The sequence below is a fragment of the Kitasatospora sp. NPDC127060 genome, assembly GCF_042724935.1.
Taxonomy (GTDB): domain Bacteria; phylum Actinomycetota; class Actinomycetes; order Streptomycetales; family Streptomycetaceae; genus Kitasatospora.
Window position 1 is genome coordinate 1 of record NZ_JBHXEG010000070.1, and the last position, 19,034, is coordinate 19,034.

The window sequence follows — 19,034 nt, forward strand, 5'->3', positions numbered from 1 at the left end:
CGGCGGCTTCGATGAAGACGAAGCTCTCTTCACCGGAGAAGTGCATCAGTGTGAGGCCGGAAGAGAGCATTGCTTGGCGACCTGCGCTCAGCGGGCCCATGCGCAGGGTTACGTTCGACTGCTGTGCCACCTCTATGACATGACGGATCTGACCAGCCAGAATGTCGCGATCGCCGCCGACCAGAAGAGCGACCTCGCCGAAGTACGCCTCCAGGTTGATCCGGGGTTCCTCGGTCAGCCGCCGTTGGCGTAGGACTCGGATCTCTGCGGCGGCTTCACTCTGGTCGTCGCTGAGCCCGTCGAGACCGGCGGCGATCACTTCTCGCGCGTAGCTCTCGGTCTGGAGCAGGCCGGGGAACGCGGACAGGTAGTAGTCGAGCATGTGTGTCGCATCGGCTTCGAGTCCGAGGAACTCCGCGAACGCGGCGCTGATGGTGTCGGCGAACTCGTGGTCCTCCCACCAGTGTTTCGAAGGACCGTCGGTGGCGAGGTGCTCGATCTCGGCACGGTCATCCCCGCTGATTCCGCAATGGTCCAGGTAGGCGGCCAAGTCGGCTGCGCTCACTGGTAGACGGGCTCGCTCGATCTTGCTCAGCCGGGCCGGATTCCAGCCTCTCAAGCCGGCGGTGACTTCGGCCAGCGTCTTGTTGTTCTCCAGCCGCCACTGCCGCAGTTCCTCTCCGAGTCGGATGTTCCTGATCACTGACGGGTCCGTGCCCAACGCTGCCCTCCCTTGGGTGTGGGTCCAGTCTAGCCACGATCAAGATCAACTAATTTGTTTCTCCTTTGGAGCTGTTTGGGTTGCAAACTCAAATCGAACTCCTCCACACTCAACGTGACCGCACAGACACGTACCTGACGTCGTGTCGAAGCGAAGGGGCACCCATGTCCGCGTTGAGCACACCTCTCCTCCGCACCTCCGAGCTCACCCTCACCGAGCACTCCACATCGGTCCGCATCGCCCGTCGCCACATCCGCAACCAACTCGCCCTCTGGGGCTACTGCGGCGACAAGGTCGACGACCTCGTCCTGATCGGCTCCGAGCTCGTCACCAACGCCGTCGTCCATGCCTGCCAGGGTGACGGCGAAGTCCGCCTCTACCTCCAGGAGTTCGGCGGCGACTGCCGCCTCGAAGTGTGGGACCCGCGCTTCGACCTGCCGCTCCAGAAGCCCCGGCTGCGCCGCTTCAACGAGGGCGGCCGGGGCATCCAGCTCGTCCGCGAGCTCTCGCTCGACTTCGGCGTCGTCGTCCGCCGGGGCTCGGGCAAGCGCGTCTGGGCGCGCGTCCTCCTCGCCTGACCCCCACCCCACCGACCACCCCGCAAGGAAGTCCACCCGCCATGCACCCCGCCGCGATCGCCTTCCGCAACCCCGCTGCCCTGCACGCCCGTTGCGACTACGGCCGCCCCCGCCGGCTCTACTTCGAGCCCGACTACGAGACCTGCGCCGTCGTCCCCGACCCGGCCGCCTGGGAGCCCCTGCCCGGCGGCTACCCCGAGCGGTTCGCCCCCGGCTACTTCACCCCCGCCTCCGGTCTGATCGAACTGTTCCGGCTCCCCGACACCGTCACCGACCGCGACACCGTCGCCGCGATGGTCGAGACCCTCGGCGACCCGCTCCCGATCACCCTCGGTGACACCGACGACCCGCCCGGGCAGTCCACCACCCACGTCCTCCCCGAGTCGGGCCGACGCCCCGGCCTCCATGTCGACAACCACCAGAACCTGCGCTACGGCGAGCGCCGGAAGGCCCGCCGACGACTGTGCGTGAACCTCGGCCCCGGCCCCCGCTACCTCCTCCTCGCCGACACCGACATCCTGACCATCTGCCGCTGCGTCCAGGAGCGCTACGAGCAGCACCACCCCTCCACCGGCGACCTGCGCACCTACCTCGCCCTGCACCGCCCGCTGTGCCTGCTCCGCCTGCGCATCGACCCCGGCGAGGGCTGGTTCGCGCCCACCTCCTTCCTCCCCTACGACGAGTCCACCGAGGGCCTCGACCAGCCCTCCTCCACCTCCTCCTGGCTCGGCCACTGGGAGCCGCACCTCTTCGAGTCCCCGATCTGACCGGACTGTCCGTTCCGCGCGCCTGTGTCAGGCTGGTGAGGGAGCACCGCCGACATCGGGAGGCTCGTGATGGCCGAGATCAGGGTGAACGGGGTCGGGCTGCACTACGAGGCCCGAGGCGAAGGCCCCGGCGTCGTCCTGGTGCACGGCTCGTGGACCGACGGTGACACCTGGGCCCGGGTGATGCCGGGTCTCGCCGAGTCCACCACCGTCGTCGCCTACGACCGCCGGGGCCACAGCCGCAGCGAGGACCCGCTGACCCAGGGCTCGGTGCACGAGGACGCCGCAGACCTGGCCGGGCTGATCGAGGGCCTCGGGCTCGCACCGGCCTTCGTCTGCGGGAACTCGTACGGCGCGCTGATCGCGCTGCGGCTCGCCTCCGTCCGCCCCGACCTGCTGCGCGGGATCGCCGTGCACGAGCCGCCGGGCACCGGCGTCCTGCTCACCGACCCGGAGCTGCGGCCGATCGCCGCCGCACTCGCCGGCCGGATCGCCGCCGTCCGGGAGCTGCTGGAGCAGGCGGAGTCGGCCGCGGCGGCGGAGCTGTTCGTGGAGACGGTCGCCTTCGGACCGGGAGCGTGGGCCCAGCTGCCCGCGCCGGTGCGGCACACCTTCATCCGCAACGCCCCGACCTACCTGGACGAGCTGCGGGACCCGGACGCGCTGGATCTGGACCTGACCGCGCTCGGCGACTTCAACGAGCCCGTGCTGCTCACGCAGAGCGACGACAGTCCGCCGATGTACGGCGAGGTGCTGGACATCATCGACCTCGCCCTGGAGAAGGCGGAACGCCACCTCTACCGAGGCGCCGGTCACGCTCCGCACCTGTCGCAGCCGGAGGAATGGGTGCGGGTGGTGCTCCCGCGCGCGTCGGTGTGAAAGGGACCTGAGGGGCGCGAGATCAGGAGCACACGCCCGCTCATACGCCCTTCGCGGTGCGCTCCTCAGCGCGCCGTCACCAGCTCCTCCCCGCGCGGCGTCCGCCGGTACAGCACCTCCCGCCCGCTGCGCACCCGGCTGACCAGCCCCGAGCGGTGCAGCACCCCCAGGTGGTACGAGACCGTTCCGGCGCTGAGGAAGTGCCGGGCGGCCAGGGCGGCGGTGGTCGTCGGGTCGACCAGTGCGGCCAGCAGGTCCGCCCGGGTCGGCCCGACCAGCTGGGCCAGGGCGGGCGCGGGAGCCCGGGGCACCGGCACGGACGGTGTGATCGGGTACATCAGGGTCGGCGCCCGGTCCACGCCGTCGACCGGGTCGAGGATCACGTGGATCTCCTGGCTCACCAGCGTCGGCATCAGCAGCACCATGCGGGCCGGCAGGTTCACCTCGAAGCGGCTCTCCAGCCGGAGCAGCCCGTCCGCCCAGGAGAGCCGGGGTGTCAGGGAGTTGAACAGCGAGCCGGAGCCGTACCGGGCGAGGTGGCGGCCGCGCCGGTCGATCTCGGCGTCCAGCACCGCCCGGGCGTCCGGCCAGTGCGGGGCGAGCGCCGCCTCCCAGTACCGGCCCAGCTCGTCCGCGACCCGCTCGGCGAAGTGGCGCGGGCCGCGCGCCAGCGTGCGCAGCACCACGTCGGGCAGCTGGCGACCGCTCAGCTTCGCCGAGGCCAGGCCGTGGAGTGCGGTGTCGAGCTCGGCCCGCACCCGCTCGGGCGGGGTGCGGCGGACGGCCTCCAGCTGCTCCGCCACCGTCGGCTCGGGGCCGGTCGGGTGGGGGGAGAGGAAGTCGGGGATGTAGCCCCCCGACCGCTCCAGCGCGAGCCCGGACAGCAGCTCCAGCCCCTCCCGCCGCAGCACCCGGCGGGTCCGGCCCACCCAGGCGTAGGGGCCGGTACGGGAGTTGAGGCCGGAGGCCATCAGGGTGTTGACCGCCTCGTGCAACGGCGAGACGACGAACCGGGTGCGGGCGAGCCCGGTCGAGTCGATCGTGAGCCGGATCATGCTGTCCACCCCTCTGTCCGGTCGGCTTCCTGCCCGCCGGAACGGTCGGCTTTGTCGCCCTTTCGGTCGTCAACCCTTCGACCCTGGTCGAATCCTGGCACGAATGCTCGCCTTCGAAGTCGCCCCGGCGCAGGCTTCTCCCGTGACCGCGCCAGCACGGACGCGGCGCGAGCGGAAGGAACCCCGACGAACATGACGAGCACGCGCGGCCGCGTCGCCGCCCTGCTGGGCGCCGTCGCGGTGGTCGCCGGCACCACCCTGGCCGGCCCCGCCGTCGCCGCCCCGGCCGAACCGCAGCACCACGGCGGCGGCATCACCGGGCAGGCACCCTGCCAGAGCGCGCCCGAATTCACCTGCGGCACCCTCACCGTGCCACTCGACCACAGCGGCCGCACGCCCGGCACCCTCCAGATCGACGTGGCGATGACCGGCAACGCCGACGCCCCCAAGGGCGACCTGCTCTTCCTCGCCGGCGGCCCCGGCCAGCCCGGCGTCCCGCTGATGCGCAAGATCGCGAGCAAGCTGGAACCCGTCCTCAAGGACTACCGCCTGGTCATGTACGACCAGCGCGGCACCGGACAGCGGGCGCTCCAGTGCCCGGGCCTCCAGGAGGACATGGGATCCTCCGACCTCGCCGTGCCCCGCAAGCAGTCCATCGCCGACTGCGCCACCGCCCTCGGCCCGAACGCCCGCTACTACAGCAGCGCCGACACCGTCGGCGACATCGACCTGCTGCGCCAGGCCCTCGGCGACCGCCGGCTCACCCTCGACGGCGTCTCCTACGGCACCTTCGTCGCCGAGCGCTACGCCCTCGCCCACCCCGCGCACGTGGACCGGCTGGTGCTCGACTCGGTCGTGCCGCAGGGCGGCTACGACCCGATGGACCTGGTCGCGCTGCCCGCCACCGCCCGGGTGCTGCGCACCGCCTGCCAGGCCACCGGCTGCACCACCGACCCGGCCGCCGACCTCGCCGCCACCGTGCGGAAGTACGGCAACGGCGCGCAGATCCTCGACGCGCTCACCAGCTACGAGTTCGCCGACCCCGACTACGGCGGGGTGCCGGAAGCCCTGCACGAAGCGGCCGGCGGCAACCCGCAGAAGCTCCAGGCCTTCATCGACGACGTCCACAGGAACGACGCCGCCCCGGCCGAACTGCTCAGCCAGGGCCTGCACGCCGCCACCCTGTGCGCCGACGGGCGCTACCCGTGGGGCTCCTCGGACACCCCCGTGGCGGGCCGGGCGGCCGCGCTGGAGCGGACCCGGAAGAACCTGACGGCCGAGCAGACCTGGCCGTACGACCCGGCCACCGCGACCGGGCTGGGCAGCCTGCTGGTCTGCCTGGACTGGCCGCGCGAGCAGGTGCCGCCGCTGCCGCCGGCGCACCGCAAGCTGCCGAACGTGCCGGTGCTGCTGCTCGGCGGGGACCGGGACCTCTCCACCCCGTACGAGTGGCTGTACCAGCAGGCGACGCTGACGCACGACCCGAAGGTCGTGATCGTCCCGGGTGCGGCGCACTCGGTGCAGACCCGGGCGGCCGACCCGGCCGGGCGGCAGGCGGTCTACGACTTCCTGCTCAAGTAGCCGGTCCGCGCGGGGCCGTTCCGCACAGGGGACGGAACGGCCCCGCGCCGGCTCAGCGTTCGGACGCGCCCCAGCCGTCGTCCGGGAGAGACGGGTCGGGGCCCGGGCAGTCGACGTGGTCCCAGCCCCACATCATCACCTTGTAGAGCATCCAGTCCGCGAGCGGCGGGTCCTCCCGGTTCTCGCGGTCGGTGAGGATCAGGGCCACCCAGACGTCCTCGACGGGCGAGAACTCCAAGGTCCGCTGGTCGGGCAGGTTCTCGTACTCCACCGTCCGCCACGTGCAGCCCGCCGCGGTGAGCGCGGCGGTCAGTTCGGACTCGACGACGGCGGTCCGGTAGGTCCGCGTCCCGCCGCCGTCCACGGGGAGGTCGAGCTCACCCTGCCAGGTCGCCAGGGACACCGAGCGGAGCTGCCGGCAGCGGCAGAACACCGTGAGCACGTCGCCGAAGCCGAAGGCGTGCGGCCAACGGCGCTCGCGGTGGATCCGGCCGCCGTCCCACGGGTCGCCGTAGCGCGCGGAGAGTTCGGACAGCGGGGCGCCGTAGCGCAGTTCACCCAGGGCGCCGGTGGCGAAGAGCCGGGTGAGCCGGTCGAGGAAGTCCGTCACCCCAGGCACCCGCGCACCGCCTCGATCAGCCGGTTGGCCCGGGCGTCGCCGTGGCCGATCATCCGGTTCGCCACGTAGGCGAAGCCGACGCCGAACTCGTCGTCCCCGAAGGCGAACTGGCCGCCCGCGCCATCGTTGCCGAAGCTGCGCGCGCCGAGGAGCGGGCGGAACGCGGGGGAGTCGAGCAGCAGGCCGGAGCCCCAGCGGGCGCCCATGTCGAAGCCCAGGAAGCCCTGGCCGGACGAGAGTTCGCGCAGCGCGTCGGTCACGGTGTCCGGCGAGAGCAGCCGGGGCCCGCCGTCCAGCCCGGTGGCCGCGGCCGCGTACAGGCCGGCCAGACCGGTGGCGGAGGCGACGGCGCCCGCGCCGGGCAGCTCGATCGCGTGCAGGGCCGGGTCGTTCCAGCCGTGCGGCACGTCCAGGCCGGGGAAGACCAGGGCGCCGTTCATGGTGACGATCCGGGTCAGCAGGTGCTCCGGCCCGGGCATCGGGCGGCGCCCGTCAGCCTCCACCAGCCGCGCCAGGCGCGGGAGTTCGCTCTCCGGCAGGCCGATCCACAGCGGCAGGCCGCCGAGCGGCTCGGAGATCTCCTTGCGCAGGAACGCGCCCGGGGTCAGTCCGGTGATCCGGCGGATCACCTCGCCGACCGCGAAGCCGAGCACATGGCCGTGGTACTCGTAGGTGGTTCCCGGCTCCCAGAGCGGCAGCTGCTGCTCGATCGCGCGGATCACCGGCGTCCATGCGGCGATCTCCTCGAAGGAGGGCGAGGCGTCCAGGACGGGGATCCCCGCCCGGTGGCCGAGGATCATCCGGGTGGTGATCCCCTGCTTGCCGTGGCGCGCGAACTCGGGCCAGTAGCGGGCGATCGGGGCGTCCAGGTCCAGCCGGCCCTGCTGGGCGAGGAGCAGGGCGCTGATGCTGACCGCGCCCTTGGCGCAGGAGAAGACGGGGACGACGGTGTCCTGAGCCCAGGCCCGGCCGGTCCGCTCGTCGGCGGTGCCGCCCCACAGCTCGACCACCTTGCGGCCGCCGACGAAAACCGTGACGGCGGAGCCGAGTTCGGGGAACTCGGCGAAGTTGCCGGCGAAGGCGTCCGCGACGGCGCCGTAGCCTTCGTCGACCCACCCCTGGTACTGCTGCATGCCGTGTGCCCGCCCTTCCCGCGCCAAGATCATCGACCGGACCACGGTACGGCGTCGAGACGGCCGTGACGAAGGGTTTTGGCCGGCCCGGGACGGATGGGGCGGGTGTGGCGGGCCTCCGGGGGCCGACGGGGGATCAGCGGGGGAAGCGGAGGACGAGTTCTTCCCAGAGCCGGCGTTCGAGGGGGCTCATGCGGTCGGTGGCGAGGCGTTCGGGGTGGCCGGGCGGCAGGGCCGGGGGTGGCGCGGGGTGCGGGGCGGCGCCGTCGGCGTCGGGCACGGGTGCGGCGCCCGGACGGTGGTCGTGGGGCGGGGATGCCCAGCCCATCAGGTACGCCAGGTCTCCGACCCCCTGCCACCAGCGGAGCAGAGCTGCGGGGGCGATGCGCCATCTCGCGCGGTGCGGCATTGCGATTCCTCCACCGTCCGTCGGCGCCGGTCTCCCAGCCCGTGGAGGTCGATTCTCGGAACGGCCGCTAAGTCGGGGCTAAGTGCGTCCGTCCACCCCGGACGTGCGGGCGGAGGCTCTGAGCCGGACAGACCCTAGCCGGAGGCAAGGCCTGTATTAGCCCTGCCGGAGAACATGGCCGGGACAGCGGCCAGGACGGCGGTTCAGGGAGCACCCGTGGAAGGATCCGGATGGCAGCGAACCGTATCGAAGCACTGAACGACCTGCTGGACGAGCCCCGGGACGACGCGCTCGACCCGGCCGACTTCCGGCGGGTTCTGGGCCACTTCGCCACCGGTGTGGTGGCGGTGACCGGGATGGACGACGGGGTGCCGGTCGGGCTGTTGGTCAGCTCGTTCACGTCCGTCTCGCTCGACCCGCCGCTGGTGGCGTTCTGCGTGGCGCACACCAGTACCAGCTGGCCCCGGGTGCGGGGCGGGCGGCAGCACGGCATCTGCTTCCTGGCGGCCGGCCAGTACGGGCAGGCCCGGCGGCTGGCCACCGCCAGCGGGGACTCCAAGTTCCACGGGGTGGCCTGGTCGGCGTCGCCCTCGGGGATGCCGGTCCTCGACGGTGCGCTGGCCTGGCTGGAGTGCTCGGTGGAGGCCGAGCACCCGGCGGGTGACCACATGATCGTGGTCGCCCGGGTGCACCGGCTCGCCAAGGCCGGGGACACCTCCGAGGCCGGGCCGCTGGTGCTGTTCCGCGGCGGCTACGGGCGGTTCACCGCGGTCGCCCCGGCGCCGGTCGACACCACCGCGGAGGCCCCGTCGTGAGCCTGCCCGAGGGCGTCCTGGTGACGGGGGTCGGGCACCGGCCCGCAGGGAGAGCGGGTGTCCGAGCGGGCCGGGCCAGTGCGTAGGCTTCGGGCGACGAGAGGAGGACGGGGGCCGGCTGATCGTCCGGAACGTTCCGGCCAGCCCCCTGACCAGCCATGACCGCAGACGAACCCCTGGACATGCGGGCCCGCACCAAGCAGGCCACCCGCGAGGCGATCGGTGCCGCCGCGCTGCGGCTGGCGGTGGAGAAGGGCCCCGACGGGCTGGCCCTGGTCCGGGTGCGCGACATCGCCGAGGCCGCCGGAGTCGCCCCCCGGACGTACAACAACTACTTCTCCAGTCGGGAGGAGGCGATCTGTGCCGCCCAGACCGACCAGTCCCGCCGCCTCGGCGGGGCGCTGCGGGCCAGACCCGCGGAGGAGCCGCTCGGTGAGGCCATCATCGCGGTGGTGGTCGAGGTCTTCGCCGACCCCGAACCCGACCGGGCCGGGCTCGCCATGATCATGTCCACGCCCGCCCTGCAGGGCGAGGCGCTGAAGGCGTTCAGCATGGCCGAGGAGCCGCTGGCCGACGCGATCGCCGAGCGCACCGGCGCCGAACGCTGGGAACTGGCCCCGGCGGTGACGGCAGCCGTGGTCGCCGGGGCGGTCCGGGTGGCCGGCCGGTACTGGCTCAGCAGCACCAACGCCCCGTCGTTCGCCGAGGTGCTGCGCGAGGCCCTGCGCCACGCCCTGGCGATCGGCCCCGGCGGCCACGGCGACCGTCCTTCAGCCGTCCTTTAGCCCGCGCGACTGCACTGGGGAGCGCCCGGCCGATCGGTCGCGCCGCCGGTGCCCGCTGCCCGGACCGGCCCGGACCGGCCCGGAGCTCCTGCCGGCCCGGCCGGTCGAAACACCTGTACCCCCGGTCTGCCGGGAGCCCCGGCAGACCCGAGCCACGCCCTCGATCCGCCCGGCGGGAACGCGCCGCACCGACAACGGCTACGGAGGTACCACCACATGGGTGAGGACAAGGAAGCGATCCTGAAGCTGGTAAGGGACTACCACCACAGCCAGACCGACGGAGAGTTCGTCCCGGGGAAGACACCGGTGCTCACCTCCGGCGCGGTCCTGGACGAGGAGGACCGGGCGGCGCTGGTCGAGGCGGCGTTGGACATGCGGATCGCGGCGGGGCCGAGCGCGCGCCGCTTCGAGCGCGACCTCGCCAGGTACTTCAAGCGGCGCAAGGCCCACCTGACCAACTCGGGGTCGTCGGCGAACCTGCTCGCGCTGACCGCGCTGACCTCACCGCAGCTCGGGGACCTGCGGCTGCGCCCCGGCGACGAGGTGATCACCGCCGCCTCGGGCTTCCCCACCACCGTCAACCCGGTCCTCCAGAACGGGCTCGTGCCGGTCTTCGTCGACGTCGAACTCGGCACCTACAACCCGACACCGGAGGCCATCGCCGCCGCGATCGGGCCGCGCACCCGGGCGATCATGACCGCGCACGCGCTCGGCAACCCGTTCGCCGCCGAGGAGGTCGCCGAACTGGCCCGCCGGCACGACCTGTTCCTGATCGAGGACAACTGCGACGCGGTCGGCTCGCGCTACCGGGGAAAGCTCACCGGCACGTTCGGTGACCTCTCGACGGTGAGCTTCTACCCGGCCCACCACATCACGGTCGGCGAGGGCGGCTGTGTGGTCACCAACGACCTGGCGCTCGCGCGGCTGGTGGAGTCGATCCGCGACTGGGGCCGGGACTGCTGGTGCGAGCCGGGCGAGGACGACCGGTGCCTGAAGCGGTTCGACCAGGAGCTCGGCACCCTCCCGCAGGGCTACGACCACAAGTACATCTTCTCCCACGTCGGTTACAACCTGAAGAGCACCGACCTGCAGGCGTCGATGGGCGTGACCCAGCTGCGCCGCATCGAGGAGTTCGGCGCGGCGCGGCGCCGCAACTGGAGGCTGCTGCGGGAGGGGCTGGACGGGGTCCCCGGCCTGCTGCTGCCGGAGCCGACCCCGGGCTCCGACCCGAGCTGGTTCGGTTTCGTGCTGACCGTCGAGCGGGACGCGCCGTACACCCGCCGCGAGTTGGTGGCGTTCCTGGAGGAGCGGCGGATCGCGACCCGCCGGCTCTTCGGCGGCAACCTGACGCGTCATCCGGCGTACGCGGGCGTCACGTTCCGGGTGTCGGGGGACCTGTCGGTCAGTGACATCGTCACCGAGGACACCTTCTGGATCGGGGTGTACCCCGGGATCACCCCCGAGATGATCGACTACGTGGTCGGCTCGATCAGGGAGTTCGTGGGAGCTCCCCGCTGAGGGCGAGTTGGTCCCGCATGGTCGCCAGGGCGTCCTCGATGCGGGAGAACCGCACCCCGAGCACCCGGGTCGCGTGCTCGTTGGACACGTTCAGCCAGCGCGGGTACGGGCGTCCGGCGTCGCGCAGGTAGTCCGCGAGGCGGCCGCGGGCGGCGGGGGCGGCGTCGAGGCCGAAGGTGCGGGCCACCGCCAGCGTGAGCTCGTAGGGGGACAACGAGCTGCCGCCCGCGCAGTGGAACAGCCCGTCCGGCGGCCGGAGTTCCGCCACCCGTTCGACGGCCGCGGCGAACTCGTCGACGAAGGTGGGGGTCACCAGCGTGTCGTCGAACATCGGCGGGATCCGCCCGGCGGCGAGCCGGTCGACCAGCGTGCGGACCAGGTCCCCCTTGCGCCGGTAGCGGGCCCGGAACGGGAAGGAGGGGCGGAGGACGGAGAACGCGCAGCCGGACTCCTGCACCTCGCGTTCGGCCCAGAGCTTGGTCCGGCTGTACCAGTCCAGCGGGTCGGGCGGGTCGGTCTCCCGGTACGGCTCCTCCTGGTCGCCGCTGAAGACGTAGTCGGTGGAGACGTGGATCAGGTAGCGGCCGTGCCGGCGGCACGCGGCGGCGAGGTTCGCGGTCCCGTCGACGTTCACCCGGTAGCAGGGGCCCCTGCGGTCGCCGGTCTGCGCCGCCGCCGCGTCGAGGTCGGTGAACGCGGCGAAGTGCGCGACCACCTCGGCGGGGCTCCCGGCGACCGCCCGGTCCACCGCGGCGGCGTCCGTGAGGTCGCACTCCAGCTGGTGCCAGCGGTGCCGGCCGCCGAGTTCGGCGGCCCGGTCGCCGACCAGGCCGCGCAGGCCGGTACCGGCCAGGGGGGACGGCTGCTCGGTCTCCATGGCTTCTCCCGTCATCGGTGTCCGACGGCCCGTCGGGGGAGGCCGGCGCACGGCCGGCGACGACCGGCGAGCGCCGGGGCAGACGTCGGAGGAGGCCGCCGGGGCCGGCGGCCTCCTCGCTGCGGGCGGTCAGGCCTCGATCGACAGCGCCCGGGACGGGCACAGGGTGACGGCGGTCAGCACGGTCTCGGCCGTGCCGGTGTCCGGACGGTCGGTCCGCAGCTCGACCATGCCGTCCTCGTCGTTCTGCTGGAAGACGCGGGGCTCGGTGAGCACGCACTGGCCGGCGCCGATGCAGACGTCGCGGTCGACGACGATGCGCACGGGGGTGTCCTTTCCGGTCGGATGGTGGGGGTGGTCGGGGCTGCCGGGACCGTCGGGGGCCTGCCCGGCGCTGCCCGGTTCGGCCGGCGCCGGGTAGGCGGTCACCAGGTGACGGGAAGCTCGTGCAGGCCGTAGGTGTTGGAGTCCTGCTTGAACGGAAGCTCCGACACGGGTACGGCCAGCCGCAGGCCCGGCAGCCGCGCGAACAGCGTGGTGAAGACGATCTCCAGCTCCGCCCGGGCGAGGTTCTGGCCCAGGCACTGGTGGATGCCGTAGCCGAACGCCATGTGGTGCCGCGCGCCCCGGTGGATGTCCAGCCGGTCGGGGCTGTCGAAGACCCTCTCGTCCCGGTTGGCCGAGCCCAGCCCGAGCAGGACGCCGTCGTCCTTGCGGATCGTCACGCCGTCGATCTCGATGTCCTCGCGGGCCGTCCGGAGCAGCACGTCCGAGATGGTGAAGTACCGGAGCAGTTCCTCGACGGTCCGGCCGATCCGGCTCGGGTCCGCGATCAGCTCGGCCACGACCGCCGGGTTCTCCAGCAGGCCGGTGGTGCCCAGCGCGATCATGTTCGCCGTCGTCTCGTTGCCGGCGACCAGCAGCAGGTAGGCCATCTGGAGCAGGCCCATGTGCGTGAACACCCCGGTCTCCCGGTTGTTCACGATGAGCCGGCCGAGCACGTCGTCGGTCGGCTCCTGCTCCTTCTCCCGGATCAGGCCGTCGATGAAGGTGGCCAGTTCGACCATGGCGGTCCGGCGTTCCTCGGGGGTGCTCGCGCGGCTGAGCATCGCCGAGGTGCGGGTGTGGAAGAACTCGCGCTCGGGCGGGTGGACGCCGAGCAGTTCGGACAGCACCATCGAGGGCACGCGCACCGCGACCATGGCCACCAGGTCGGCGCCGGGGCCGGCGGCGATCAGGTCGTCGATGCAGCTCTCCACGATCTCCGTGATGCGGGGCCGCAGTTCCTGGACGCGCCGGACGGTGAACTCGGAGATGACCATCCGCCGCGGCGCGGAGTGCTCCGGCGGGTCGAGCCCCACCAGGGTGTTGCCCATTCCGTGGGACTCCCCGCCCTGGGAGCCCCCCTCGGCGGGGCCGAGCGGGACGAGCAGCGGCAGGTTGGGGTGGTGGTGGTCCGAGCTGATCCTCGGATCGGTCACCAGCGCGCGCACGTGCGTGTAGCTCGTGACCAGCCAGGCCTTCTGCCCGCTCGGCAGCGCGACCTGGGTGACCGGCCGCTCGGTGCGCAGCCGCGTGTACATCGGCGCCGGGTCGAGCGGGCAGCCGCGCGGCATCGGGAAGTCGGGCACCTGGGGAAGGTCGCCACTGGGCGGTGCCGACGTGGCCTCGGTCATGGCAGCTCCTGTTTCGGCGGCGGTGCGGCACGGCCGGAGTCGTCGGTTTTCCGGCGCCGCGGGATTACCGACATCGCGGGAATACCGGCATCCTGGGACTACCGGTGCCGCGGGTGCGTCGGAATTCGTTCGTCCATGGCGGGTGCCAGGCTAACGGTGAAATCTAAAATCTCACTAATATTCGATCCGGGGTATTCCGACCCGAGACAGGCCGCCGCTTCGTTGCTAAATTGGGCCGCTGTCGCGGGCCGCGAAACGGAATTCGCCGGAATCCCGCGGCCCGATACGGGAGGTGTGATGAGCACGGGCGAAACCGTCCGGATGCCGCTGTTCACCGACGGTGGCGCCGAACTCCTGGAATGGATGCGGCGCATGCGCGACGAGCAGCCGCTCTGGCAGGACGAGCGCGGCCACTATTTCGTCTTCCGGTACACCGACGTCCAAGAGGTGTTCTCCGACCCGGCGCGCTTCTCGTCGAACATCGGCCGGCTCATGCCGGTCTTCGGCGAGGAGAAGCTCAGCGCGAACCTGCCCTGGCAGGATCCGCCGGACCACCGGAAGCTGCGGCAGCTGGTCAGCCAGGCGTTCACGCCGAAGACCGTCGCCGCCCTGCGGCCCCGCATCCGGGAGATCGTCGGGGAGCTGCTGGCCGCCGCCCCGGACGACACCTTCGACTTCGTCGAGTACCTGGCCTACCCGCTGCCGGTCATCGTGATCGCCGAACTGCTCGGCATCTCGCCGGCCGACCGGGCGTTCTTCCGGGAGTGCGCCGACCGGCTGCTCGGCATCCGGGCCGACGACTCGGAGTCCGACGAGGCCGCGGCCAAGGCCATCGCGGACACCACCAAGGAGCTCGACGAGTACCTGGTGGCCGAGGTCCGGCGCCGGCGCTCGGAGCGGTCCACCGGGGACGTGCTCGGCGCGCTGGCCGCGGCGGAGCTCGACGGGGAGCGGCTGACCGACCTCCAGGTGGCCACCTTCGCGGCCCTGCTGCTCAACACCGGCCACATCACCACCACCCTGCTGCTCGGCAACACCCTGCTCTGCCTGGGGGACACCCCGGAGGCCGAGGCCCGGATCCGGGCCGACCGGTCCCTGGTGCCCGCGGCGCTGGAGGAGGTCGTCCGGTGGCGCCCGCCGTTCCCCCGGGCGCTGCGGATCGCCACCGAGGAGCTGGAGTTGGCCGGCGGCGTCATCCCGGCCAACGGGATCGTCATGCCGTCGATCCTCTCGGCCAACCACGACGAGCGGCAGTTCCGGGAGCCGGAGCGGTTCGACATCGACCGTGACCCGAACCGCCACGTCGGGTTCGGCCACGGCATCCACTTCTGCCTCGGTGCCCCGCTGGCCCGGCTGGAGACCGAGATCGCCCTCAACGGACTCCTGGACGCCTTCAGCGAGCTGCGGCCCACGGGCGACGCGGTGTTCCACGACTCGGAGTTCTACGGCGTCAAGAAGATGACCGTGTCCGCTCGGCGGTCGTGAACGGCGACCGGCGGGCGGGACGCCTCCGAGGCCGGGAGGCGTCCCGCCGGGCCGGTGCCGGCAGGTGCGGTCAGGCCAGCTCCTCCAGGGTGCGCACCAGGTCGGCGGGCGACGGGGCGGCGGCGATCTCGTCGCGCATCTTCCGGGCGGCGGCCCGGATCCCGCCGTCGGCGAGTACCGAGTCGACCGCGGCGCCGATGGCCTCGGTGTCGGCTCCGGTGCCGCTCAGGGTGATGCCCGCGCCGCTCTCGCAGAAGTTGGCCGCGTTGGGCGGCCGTTCCACCAGGGGGAGCAGGACCTGGGGGACGCCGAACGAGGCGGCGGTGAGGATGGTGTTGGTGCCGCCCTCGCTGATCACGGCGCCGCAGGCGGGCACCACCGCGTGCAGGGGCAGGTCGTCGGCGAGGCGGATCCGGTCCGGCAGCGGGCGGTGCCGGACCCGGTCGATCCCGCTGCCGGTGAGGACGACGTCGACGTCCCGGGCGGCGAGCGCGTCGAGGACCCGGGTGAGGACGGGCGCCTCTCCGGCCCCGCCGTCGGGCTCGCCCCGCTCGCCCCAGCTGACGCAGACCCGCGGGCGGCCGCTCGGCTCCGGAGTCCGGTCGGGCGCGGCGGCGGCGCCGTCGTACGGGACGAAGCGCACGGGGATGCGGGCGGGCGCGTCCGGTACCTGCACGCTGCCCGGCCAGGGGTCGATGCTGCCCGACGCGTAGTCGTCGCGGATCGCCGCGCCGAACTCCGCGTAGAGCTCGGCCAGCCCGGTGGGCCAGTTGGGGGTGTACTCGTCGCCGGTGGTCGGCCCGTGCATCGGATTGTGGGTGCGGTGCATGATGTCGGGCCCGGTGAGGTGGCGCAGCAGCGGGATGTCCAGGGCCGCCGCGGCCAGCGGGGCCGCGAAGGCCATCGGATCGGCGACGACGAGCTGGGGGCGCCAGTGTTCGGCGAACCGCACCAGGTCGGGGGCGGTCCGGACGGCCGTGTCGACCAGCGGGGCGAACCTGAGGTCGAGGAGCCTGCGCCGCTCGTCGTCGGACGCCTCGGCGAGGAGGCCGGGCGTGGCGGGCCGGCCGCCGGGGGCGGTGGGCGCCGCGGGCTCCGCCGCGCGCGGTCCGGCGCCGATCTCGGCCGGGGTCAGCCCGGCCCGGACCACCGCCTCGGTGAGGTCCGGTGGCGCCGCGATCCGCACCTCGTGCCCGGCCGCCCGGCAGGCCCAGGCCAGCGGCGCGACGAAGTACAGGTGGGGAGCTCGGGGGAGCGGGGCGAAAAGGATACGCACGGGGTCACCTCTCGGGATGCTGGTGGCCCATGGAAGCCCGGCGCGCTAAAGGAGGGCTGAACCCTCCCGACCCGCCCGGCCGGCGGTTCGGGCGGCGGTCCCGGGCGGTTCGGGCGGTTCGGGCGGGCGGTCGGGTCCCGGGTGGACACCTCCAGGTGATCAGCAGATTTCTGCAGGATCGGCAATTGGTTGCGTGGCACGCAAGCGTGTGGGAGCCTGTTGCCGTGATCGAAAGGCCCGGATATGCGGACGTTCGCGAGGGAGTCTGATGGCGCAGAGTTCGAGTGACGTCCAGCCCGCCGGCAAGAGCCAGGGGTTACCACCCGAGCTGCTGAGGGTCGCCGGGGTCGTCCTGCTCGGCCTGCTGGTGATGCAGCTCGACGGGACCATGGTCAGCGTGGCGCTGAACACGCTCTCCCACGACCTGTCGGTCTCGGTGGCGACCCTGCAGTGGGTGGTGACCGCCTACCTGCTCGCCCTGATGGTCGGCATGCCACTCGCCGGCTGGGCGGCGGACCGCTTCGGGCCCCGGACGATGTGGATCGTCTCGATGGCCGTCTTCCTGGTCGGATCGGTCCTGTGCGGCCTGTCCGGCTCGATCTGGATGCTGGTGGTGGCCCGCGTGGTGCAGGGCCTCGGCGGCGGGATGATGGTCCCGGTCGGCCAGGCGATGCTGATGCGGCTCGCCGGCATGGAGCACCGGGCGAAGCTGGTCGCCCTGATGGCGATCCCCGGCATGATCGGCCCGACACTCGGCCCGGTCCTCGGCGGGGTCATCGTCGACGGCTTCGACTGGCGGTGGATGTTCTTCATCAACATCCCGATCGGCGCGATCGCCTTCCTGGTGGCGGGCCGCAACCTGCCGAACATGAGGGCGGAGACCGCCGCCAAGCTGGACGTGCTCGGGGTGCTGCTGCTCGTCCCCGGTCTGGTGGCCGTCGTCTACGGCTTCTCCCGGGCGGGCACGGTCGGGTTCGGCAGCGGCCAGGTGATCGCGCTGCTCGCGGTCGGCGGAGCGCTGCTCGCCGGGTTCGGCGTGCACGCCGCGCGGCCGAACGTCGACGCGCTGGTGTCGATGCAGATGTTCAAGTACCGGGGCTTCGCGACGTCCTGCACCCTGCTGCTGCTGGTCGGGCTCACCATGGGTGCCGGCATCATCCAGCCGCTGTTCCTGCAGCAGGTCCACGGCGAGAGCCCGATGAGCACCGGTCTGCTGCTGGTCGCCTTCGGGGTGGGCTCGGTGGTCACCTCCGTCCTGCTCGGCCGGGTGTTCAACAAGCTTGGCCCCCGGCTCGTCGGCGCGGTGGGCATCGTCATCGCCATCGCGGGCTCCGCCTTCTTCACGCAGTTCGACGCGGGCACCTCGCGGGTCCTCATCCTCACCGCCATGCTGGTCTCCGGTGTGGGCCTGGCGATGGTGGTGCTGACCATGTCGACCGCGCTCTACGTCGGGCTGCCGCCGCAGCAGATCGCCCGGGCGACCGGTGCCTCGCGGATCTTCCAGCAGCTCGGCCTGTCGGCGGGCACCGCCGTGATCAGTGTGGTGCTCCAGATCCAGCTGTCCGACCAGACCAAGGCGCCCGACGGCACCGTCGCCCCGGCCGGTCTGGCGGACGCCTACAGCACCACCTTCTGGTGGAGCGTCGGCTTCCTGGCGCTGGCGGTCGTGCCGACCCTGTTCCTGCCGAAGACGGTGCTGGCGCCCGCGCCGGCGCCGAAGAAGGAGACCGAGGTCGCCCAGCCGCAGGGAGCCTGACCGGCCCGTGCGGCGGCCCGGCGGTGTCCGCACCGCCGGGCCGACCGCGTCCGCGCCGCTCGGCGCGCTCCGGGCGGGCGCCCCCGGACCGGTACCGACCCAGCTCTTCGGAGCCGACCTGCTCCGACCTGCTCCGGCTGCTCCGACCTGCTCCGACCTGACCCGTCCAACCGACAACCCGAGGATGCACACACATGACCACCACCACGGCCGCCTCCGCCGGAGACTTCCTGCTCGGCGGTGACCTGCGGGTCAACCGGCTCGGCTTCGGAGCGATGCGGATCGCCCTCGGCGGCTCGGTGCGCGACCCCGAGTCGGCCGCCGCCGTTCTGCGCCGCGCCGTCGAACTCGGCGTGAACCACATCGACACCGCGGGCTTCTACGGCTTCGGCGACCTCCAGTCGCACGAGACGATCCGTCAGGCGCTCTCCCCGTACCGCGACGACCTGGTGATCGCCACCAAGGTCGGCCCCATGCTGGAGGGCGGTGTGATGCCCACCGCCGAGGCCACCCCCGAGCAGCTGCGCGGCCTGGTCGAGGAGGACCTGCGCCGGCTCGGCGTGGACCGCCTCGACCTGGTCTACCTGCGGGTCGGCGGTATGGGCGAGCCGGGCGGAGAGTCGGTCGGCGACCGCTTCAAGGCCCTGGCCGAGCTGCGCGCCGAGGGGCTGATCCGGCACCTGGGCGTCAGCAACGTGGACGCGGTCCAGCTCGCCGAGGCCCGGGCCATCGCCCCGGTCGCCGCGGTGCAGAACCAGTTCCACGTGCACCGCAGGGCCGACGCCGACCTCCTCGCGATCTGTGAGAAGGAGGGCATCGCCTACGTGCCGTTCTTCCCGCTCGGCGGGGGCGGCGAGAAGATCGACCCGGCCCGGGTGGCGGCCGTCGCCGCCCGCCACGGCGCGACCACCCAGCAGGTGGCGCTGGCCTGGCTGCTCGCCCACTCGCCGGCGGTGCTGGCGATCCCGGGCACCAGCGTCCTGGGGCACCTGGAGGAGAACGTCGCCGCGGCCGGCCTGCGGCTGACCGCCGAGGACCTGGCCGAACTGGCGGGCTGAGGACGCGGCACCGCCCGGGCGGCCCGGGCCGAACAACAACGGACCC

The 19,034-nt window shown here is 72.7% G+C and carries 19 protein-coding genes; 10 read left to right on the top strand and 9 right to left on the bottom strand.

Annotated features, from left to right (window positions below):
* A partial coding sequence (locus ACFWIS_RS30575) for a helix-turn-helix domain-containing protein (protein ID WP_380524056.1) occupies positions 1-703 on the bottom strand: 703 nt, incomplete at its 3' end.
* 182 nt (positions 704-885) lie between these two features.
* On the opposite strand from ACFWIS_RS30575, the gene ACFWIS_RS30580 reads away from it, so the two are divergent.
* The 3 genes from ACFWIS_RS30580 (at position 886) to ACFWIS_RS30590 (ending at position 2,945) form a co-directional block, all read left to right on the top strand.
* Positions 886-1,299 (top strand): ATP-binding protein, encoded by a 414-nt coding sequence (locus tag ACFWIS_RS30580; RefSeq protein WP_380458534.1) that lies wholly within the window; start codon positions 886-888, stop codon positions 1,297-1,299.
* Between the two features lie 41 nt (positions 1,300-1,340).
* A complete protein-coding gene (locus tag ACFWIS_RS30585; protein ID WP_380458532.1) occupies positions 1,341-2,066 on the top strand; it encodes a hypothetical protein in 726 nt (241 codons plus the stop codon).
* A gap of 69 nt (positions 2,067-2,135) precedes the next feature.
* Positions 2,136-2,945, top strand: coding sequence for an alpha/beta fold hydrolase (locus ACFWIS_RS30590; protein ID WP_380458530.1), 810 nt, complete (start codon positions 2,136-2,138; stop codon positions 2,943-2,945).
* Positions 2,946-3,010: 65 nt separating this feature from the next.
* Here the strand turns inward: ACFWIS_RS30590 and ACFWIS_RS30595 are convergent, their stop codons facing one another.
* Positions 3,011-4,000 carry a helix-turn-helix domain-containing protein gene (locus tag ACFWIS_RS30595; RefSeq protein ID WP_380458528.1) on the bottom strand — a complete coding sequence of 330 codons (990 nt, stop codon included), beginning with the start codon at positions 3,998-4,000 and terminating at the stop codon, positions 3,011-3,013.
* Between the two features lie 192 nt (positions 4,001-4,192).
* Here ACFWIS_RS30595 and ACFWIS_RS30600 point away from each other — a divergent pair, with 192 nt between their 5' ends.
* Entirely contained in the window at positions 4,193-5,581 is a 1,389-nt protein-coding gene (locus ACFWIS_RS30600; RefSeq protein WP_380458526.1) for an alpha/beta fold hydrolase, read from the top strand.
* A gap of 52 nt (positions 5,582-5,633) precedes the next feature.
* Here ACFWIS_RS30600 and ACFWIS_RS30605 read toward each other — a convergent pair whose 3' ends face one another.
* The 3 genes from ACFWIS_RS30605 to ACFWIS_RS30615 all read right to left on the bottom strand — a co-directional run bounded on the left by ACFWIS_RS30605 (position 5,634) and on the right by ACFWIS_RS30615 (position 7,742).
* Complete coding sequence (locus ACFWIS_RS30605) at positions 5,634-6,191, bottom strand: hypothetical protein (protein ID WP_380458524.1); 558 nt, start codon at positions 6,189-6,191, stop codon at positions 5,634-5,636.
* Positions 6,188-7,366 carry a serine hydrolase domain-containing protein gene (locus ACFWIS_RS30610; RefSeq protein WP_380458522.1) on the bottom strand — a complete coding sequence of 393 codons (1,179 nt, stop codon included), beginning with the start codon at positions 7,364-7,366 and terminating at the stop codon, positions 6,188-6,190. The genes ACFWIS_RS30605 and ACFWIS_RS30610 overlap by 4 nt, the downstream gene beginning before the upstream one ends.
* A 103-nt stretch (positions 7,367-7,469) precedes the next feature.
* Positions 7,470-7,742, bottom strand: coding sequence for a hypothetical protein (locus ACFWIS_RS30615; RefSeq protein WP_380458521.1), 273 nt, complete (start codon positions 7,740-7,742; stop codon positions 7,470-7,472).
* A gap of 230 nt (positions 7,743-7,972) precedes the next feature.
* Between ACFWIS_RS30615 and ACFWIS_RS30620 the strand changes: the two genes are divergently transcribed.
* From ACFWIS_RS30620 to rfbH, 3 genes are all read left to right on the top strand, one after another.
* The gene (locus ACFWIS_RS30620) at positions 7,973-8,557 is read left to right on the top strand and encodes a flavin reductase family protein (protein ID WP_380458519.1); all 585 of its coding nucleotides are present in this window, start codon (positions 7,973-7,975) and stop codon (positions 8,555-8,557) included.
* A 158-nt stretch (positions 8,558-8,715) separates the two neighbouring features.
* Positions 8,716-9,342, top strand: a complete 627-nt coding sequence (locus tag ACFWIS_RS30625; protein ID WP_380458517.1) for a TetR/AcrR family transcriptional regulator — start codon at positions 8,716-8,718, stop codon at positions 9,340-9,342.
* 216 nt (positions 9,343-9,558) lie between these two features.
* Positions 9,559-10,860 (top strand): lipopolysaccharide biosynthesis protein RfbH, encoded by a 1,302-nt coding sequence (gene rfbH, locus ACFWIS_RS30630; protein ID WP_380458515.1) that lies wholly within the window; start codon positions 9,559-9,561, stop codon positions 10,858-10,860.
* Here the strand turns inward: rfbH and ACFWIS_RS30635 are convergent.
* From ACFWIS_RS30635 to ACFWIS_RS30645, 3 genes are all read right to left on the bottom strand, one after another.
* Positions 10,832-11,737 carry an SDR family oxidoreductase gene (locus ACFWIS_RS30635; RefSeq protein WP_380458513.1) on the bottom strand — a complete coding sequence of 302 codons (906 nt, stop codon included), beginning with the start codon at positions 11,735-11,737 and terminating at the stop codon, positions 10,832-10,834. The genes rfbH and ACFWIS_RS30635 overlap by 29 nt on opposite strands.
* A 129-nt stretch (positions 11,738-11,866) precedes the next feature.
* Complete coding sequence (locus ACFWIS_RS30640) at positions 11,867-12,166, bottom strand: ferredoxin (protein WP_380458511.1); 300 nt, start codon at positions 12,164-12,166, stop codon at positions 11,867-11,869.
* Positions 12,163-13,413 (bottom strand): cytochrome P450, encoded by a 1,251-nt coding sequence (locus ACFWIS_RS30645; RefSeq protein WP_380458509.1) that lies wholly within the window; start codon positions 13,411-13,413, stop codon positions 12,163-12,165. Before ACFWIS_RS30645 ends, ACFWIS_RS30640 begins: the two co-directional genes overlap by 4 nt.
* A gap of 297 nt (positions 13,414-13,710) precedes the next feature.
* Between ACFWIS_RS30645 and ACFWIS_RS30650 the strand changes: the two genes are divergently transcribed.
* Complete coding sequence (locus ACFWIS_RS30650) at positions 13,711-14,898, top strand: cytochrome P450 (RefSeq protein WP_380458507.1); 1,188 nt, start codon at positions 13,711-13,713, stop codon at positions 14,896-14,898.
* Between the two features lie 70 nt (positions 14,899-14,968).
* Here ACFWIS_RS30650 and ACFWIS_RS30655 read toward each other — a convergent pair whose 3' ends face one another.
* Complete coding sequence (locus ACFWIS_RS30655) at positions 14,969-16,174, bottom strand: nucleotide disphospho-sugar-binding domain-containing protein (protein WP_380458505.1); 1,206 nt, start codon at positions 16,172-16,174, stop codon at positions 14,969-14,971.
* A gap of 268 nt (positions 16,175-16,442) precedes the next feature.
* Between ACFWIS_RS30655 and ACFWIS_RS30660 the strand changes: the two genes are divergently transcribed.
* Positions 16,443-17,930 carry an MDR family MFS transporter gene (locus ACFWIS_RS30660; RefSeq protein WP_380458503.1) on the top strand — a complete coding sequence of 496 codons (1,488 nt, stop codon included), beginning with the start codon at positions 16,443-16,445 and terminating at the stop codon, positions 17,928-17,930.
* 194 nt (positions 17,931-18,124) lie between these two features.
* Positions 18,125-18,988 carry an aldo/keto reductase gene (locus ACFWIS_RS30665; protein ID WP_380458501.1) on the top strand — a complete coding sequence of 288 codons (864 nt, stop codon included), beginning with the start codon at positions 18,125-18,127 and terminating at the stop codon, positions 18,986-18,988.
* Positions 18,989-19,034: the final 46 nt, after the last annotated feature.

What these genes read in the sequence shown, in the direction of transcription:
- ACFWIS_RS30620 (WP_380458519.1), top strand. Translation starts at nt 7,973, where the DNA reads ATGGCAGCGAACCGTATCGAAGCACTGAACGACCTGCTGGACGAGCCC.
- ACFWIS_RS30650 (WP_380458507.1), top strand. Translation starts at nt 13,711, where the DNA reads ATGAGCACGGGCGAAACCGTCCGGATGCCGCTGTTCACCGACGGTGGC.
- ACFWIS_RS30610 (WP_380458522.1), bottom strand. Translation starts at nt 7,366, where the DNA reads ATGATCTTGGCGCGGGAAGGGCGGGCACACGGCATGCAGCAGTACCAG.
- ACFWIS_RS30580 (WP_380458534.1), top strand. Translation starts at nt 886, where the DNA reads ATGTCCGCGTTGAGCACACCTCTCCTCCGCACCTCCGAGCTCACCCTC.
- ACFWIS_RS30595 (WP_380458528.1), bottom strand. Translation starts at nt 4,000, where the DNA reads ATGATCCGGCTCACGATCGACTCGACCGGGCTCGCCCGCACCCGGTTC.
- ACFWIS_RS30585 (WP_380458532.1), top strand. Translation starts at nt 1,341, where the DNA reads ATGCACCCCGCCGCGATCGCCTTCCGCAACCCCGCTGCCCTGCACGCC.
- ACFWIS_RS30645 (WP_380458509.1), bottom strand. Translation starts at nt 13,413, where the DNA reads ATGACCGAGGCCACGTCGGCACCGCCCAGTGGCGACCTTCCCCAGGTG.
- ACFWIS_RS30615 (WP_380458521.1), bottom strand. Translation starts at nt 7,742, where the DNA reads ATGCCGCACCGCGCGAGATGGCGCATCGCCCCCGCAGCTCTGCTCCGC.
- ACFWIS_RS30590 (WP_380458530.1), top strand. Translation starts at nt 2,136, where the DNA reads ATGGCCGAGATCAGGGTGAACGGGGTCGGGCTGCACTACGAGGCCCGA.
- rfbH (WP_380458515.1), top strand. Translation starts at nt 9,559, where the DNA reads ATGGGTGAGGACAAGGAAGCGATCCTGAAGCTGGTAAGGGACTACCAC.
- ACFWIS_RS30665 (WP_380458501.1), top strand. Translation starts at nt 18,125, where the DNA reads ATGACCACCACCACGGCCGCCTCCGCCGGAGACTTCCTGCTCGGCGGT.
- ACFWIS_RS30635 (WP_380458513.1), bottom strand. Translation starts at nt 11,737, where the DNA reads ATGGAGACCGAGCAGCCGTCCCCCCTGGCCGGTACCGGCCTGCGCGGC.
- ACFWIS_RS30625 (WP_380458517.1), top strand. Translation starts at nt 8,716, where the DNA reads ATGACCGCAGACGAACCCCTGGACATGCGGGCCCGCACCAAGCAGGCC.
- ACFWIS_RS30600 (WP_380458526.1), top strand. Translation starts at nt 4,193, where the DNA reads ATGACGAGCACGCGCGGCCGCGTCGCCGCCCTGCTGGGCGCCGTCGCG.
- ACFWIS_RS30660 (WP_380458503.1), top strand. Translation starts at nt 16,443, where the DNA reads ATGGCGCAGAGTTCGAGTGACGTCCAGCCCGCCGGCAAGAGCCAGGGG.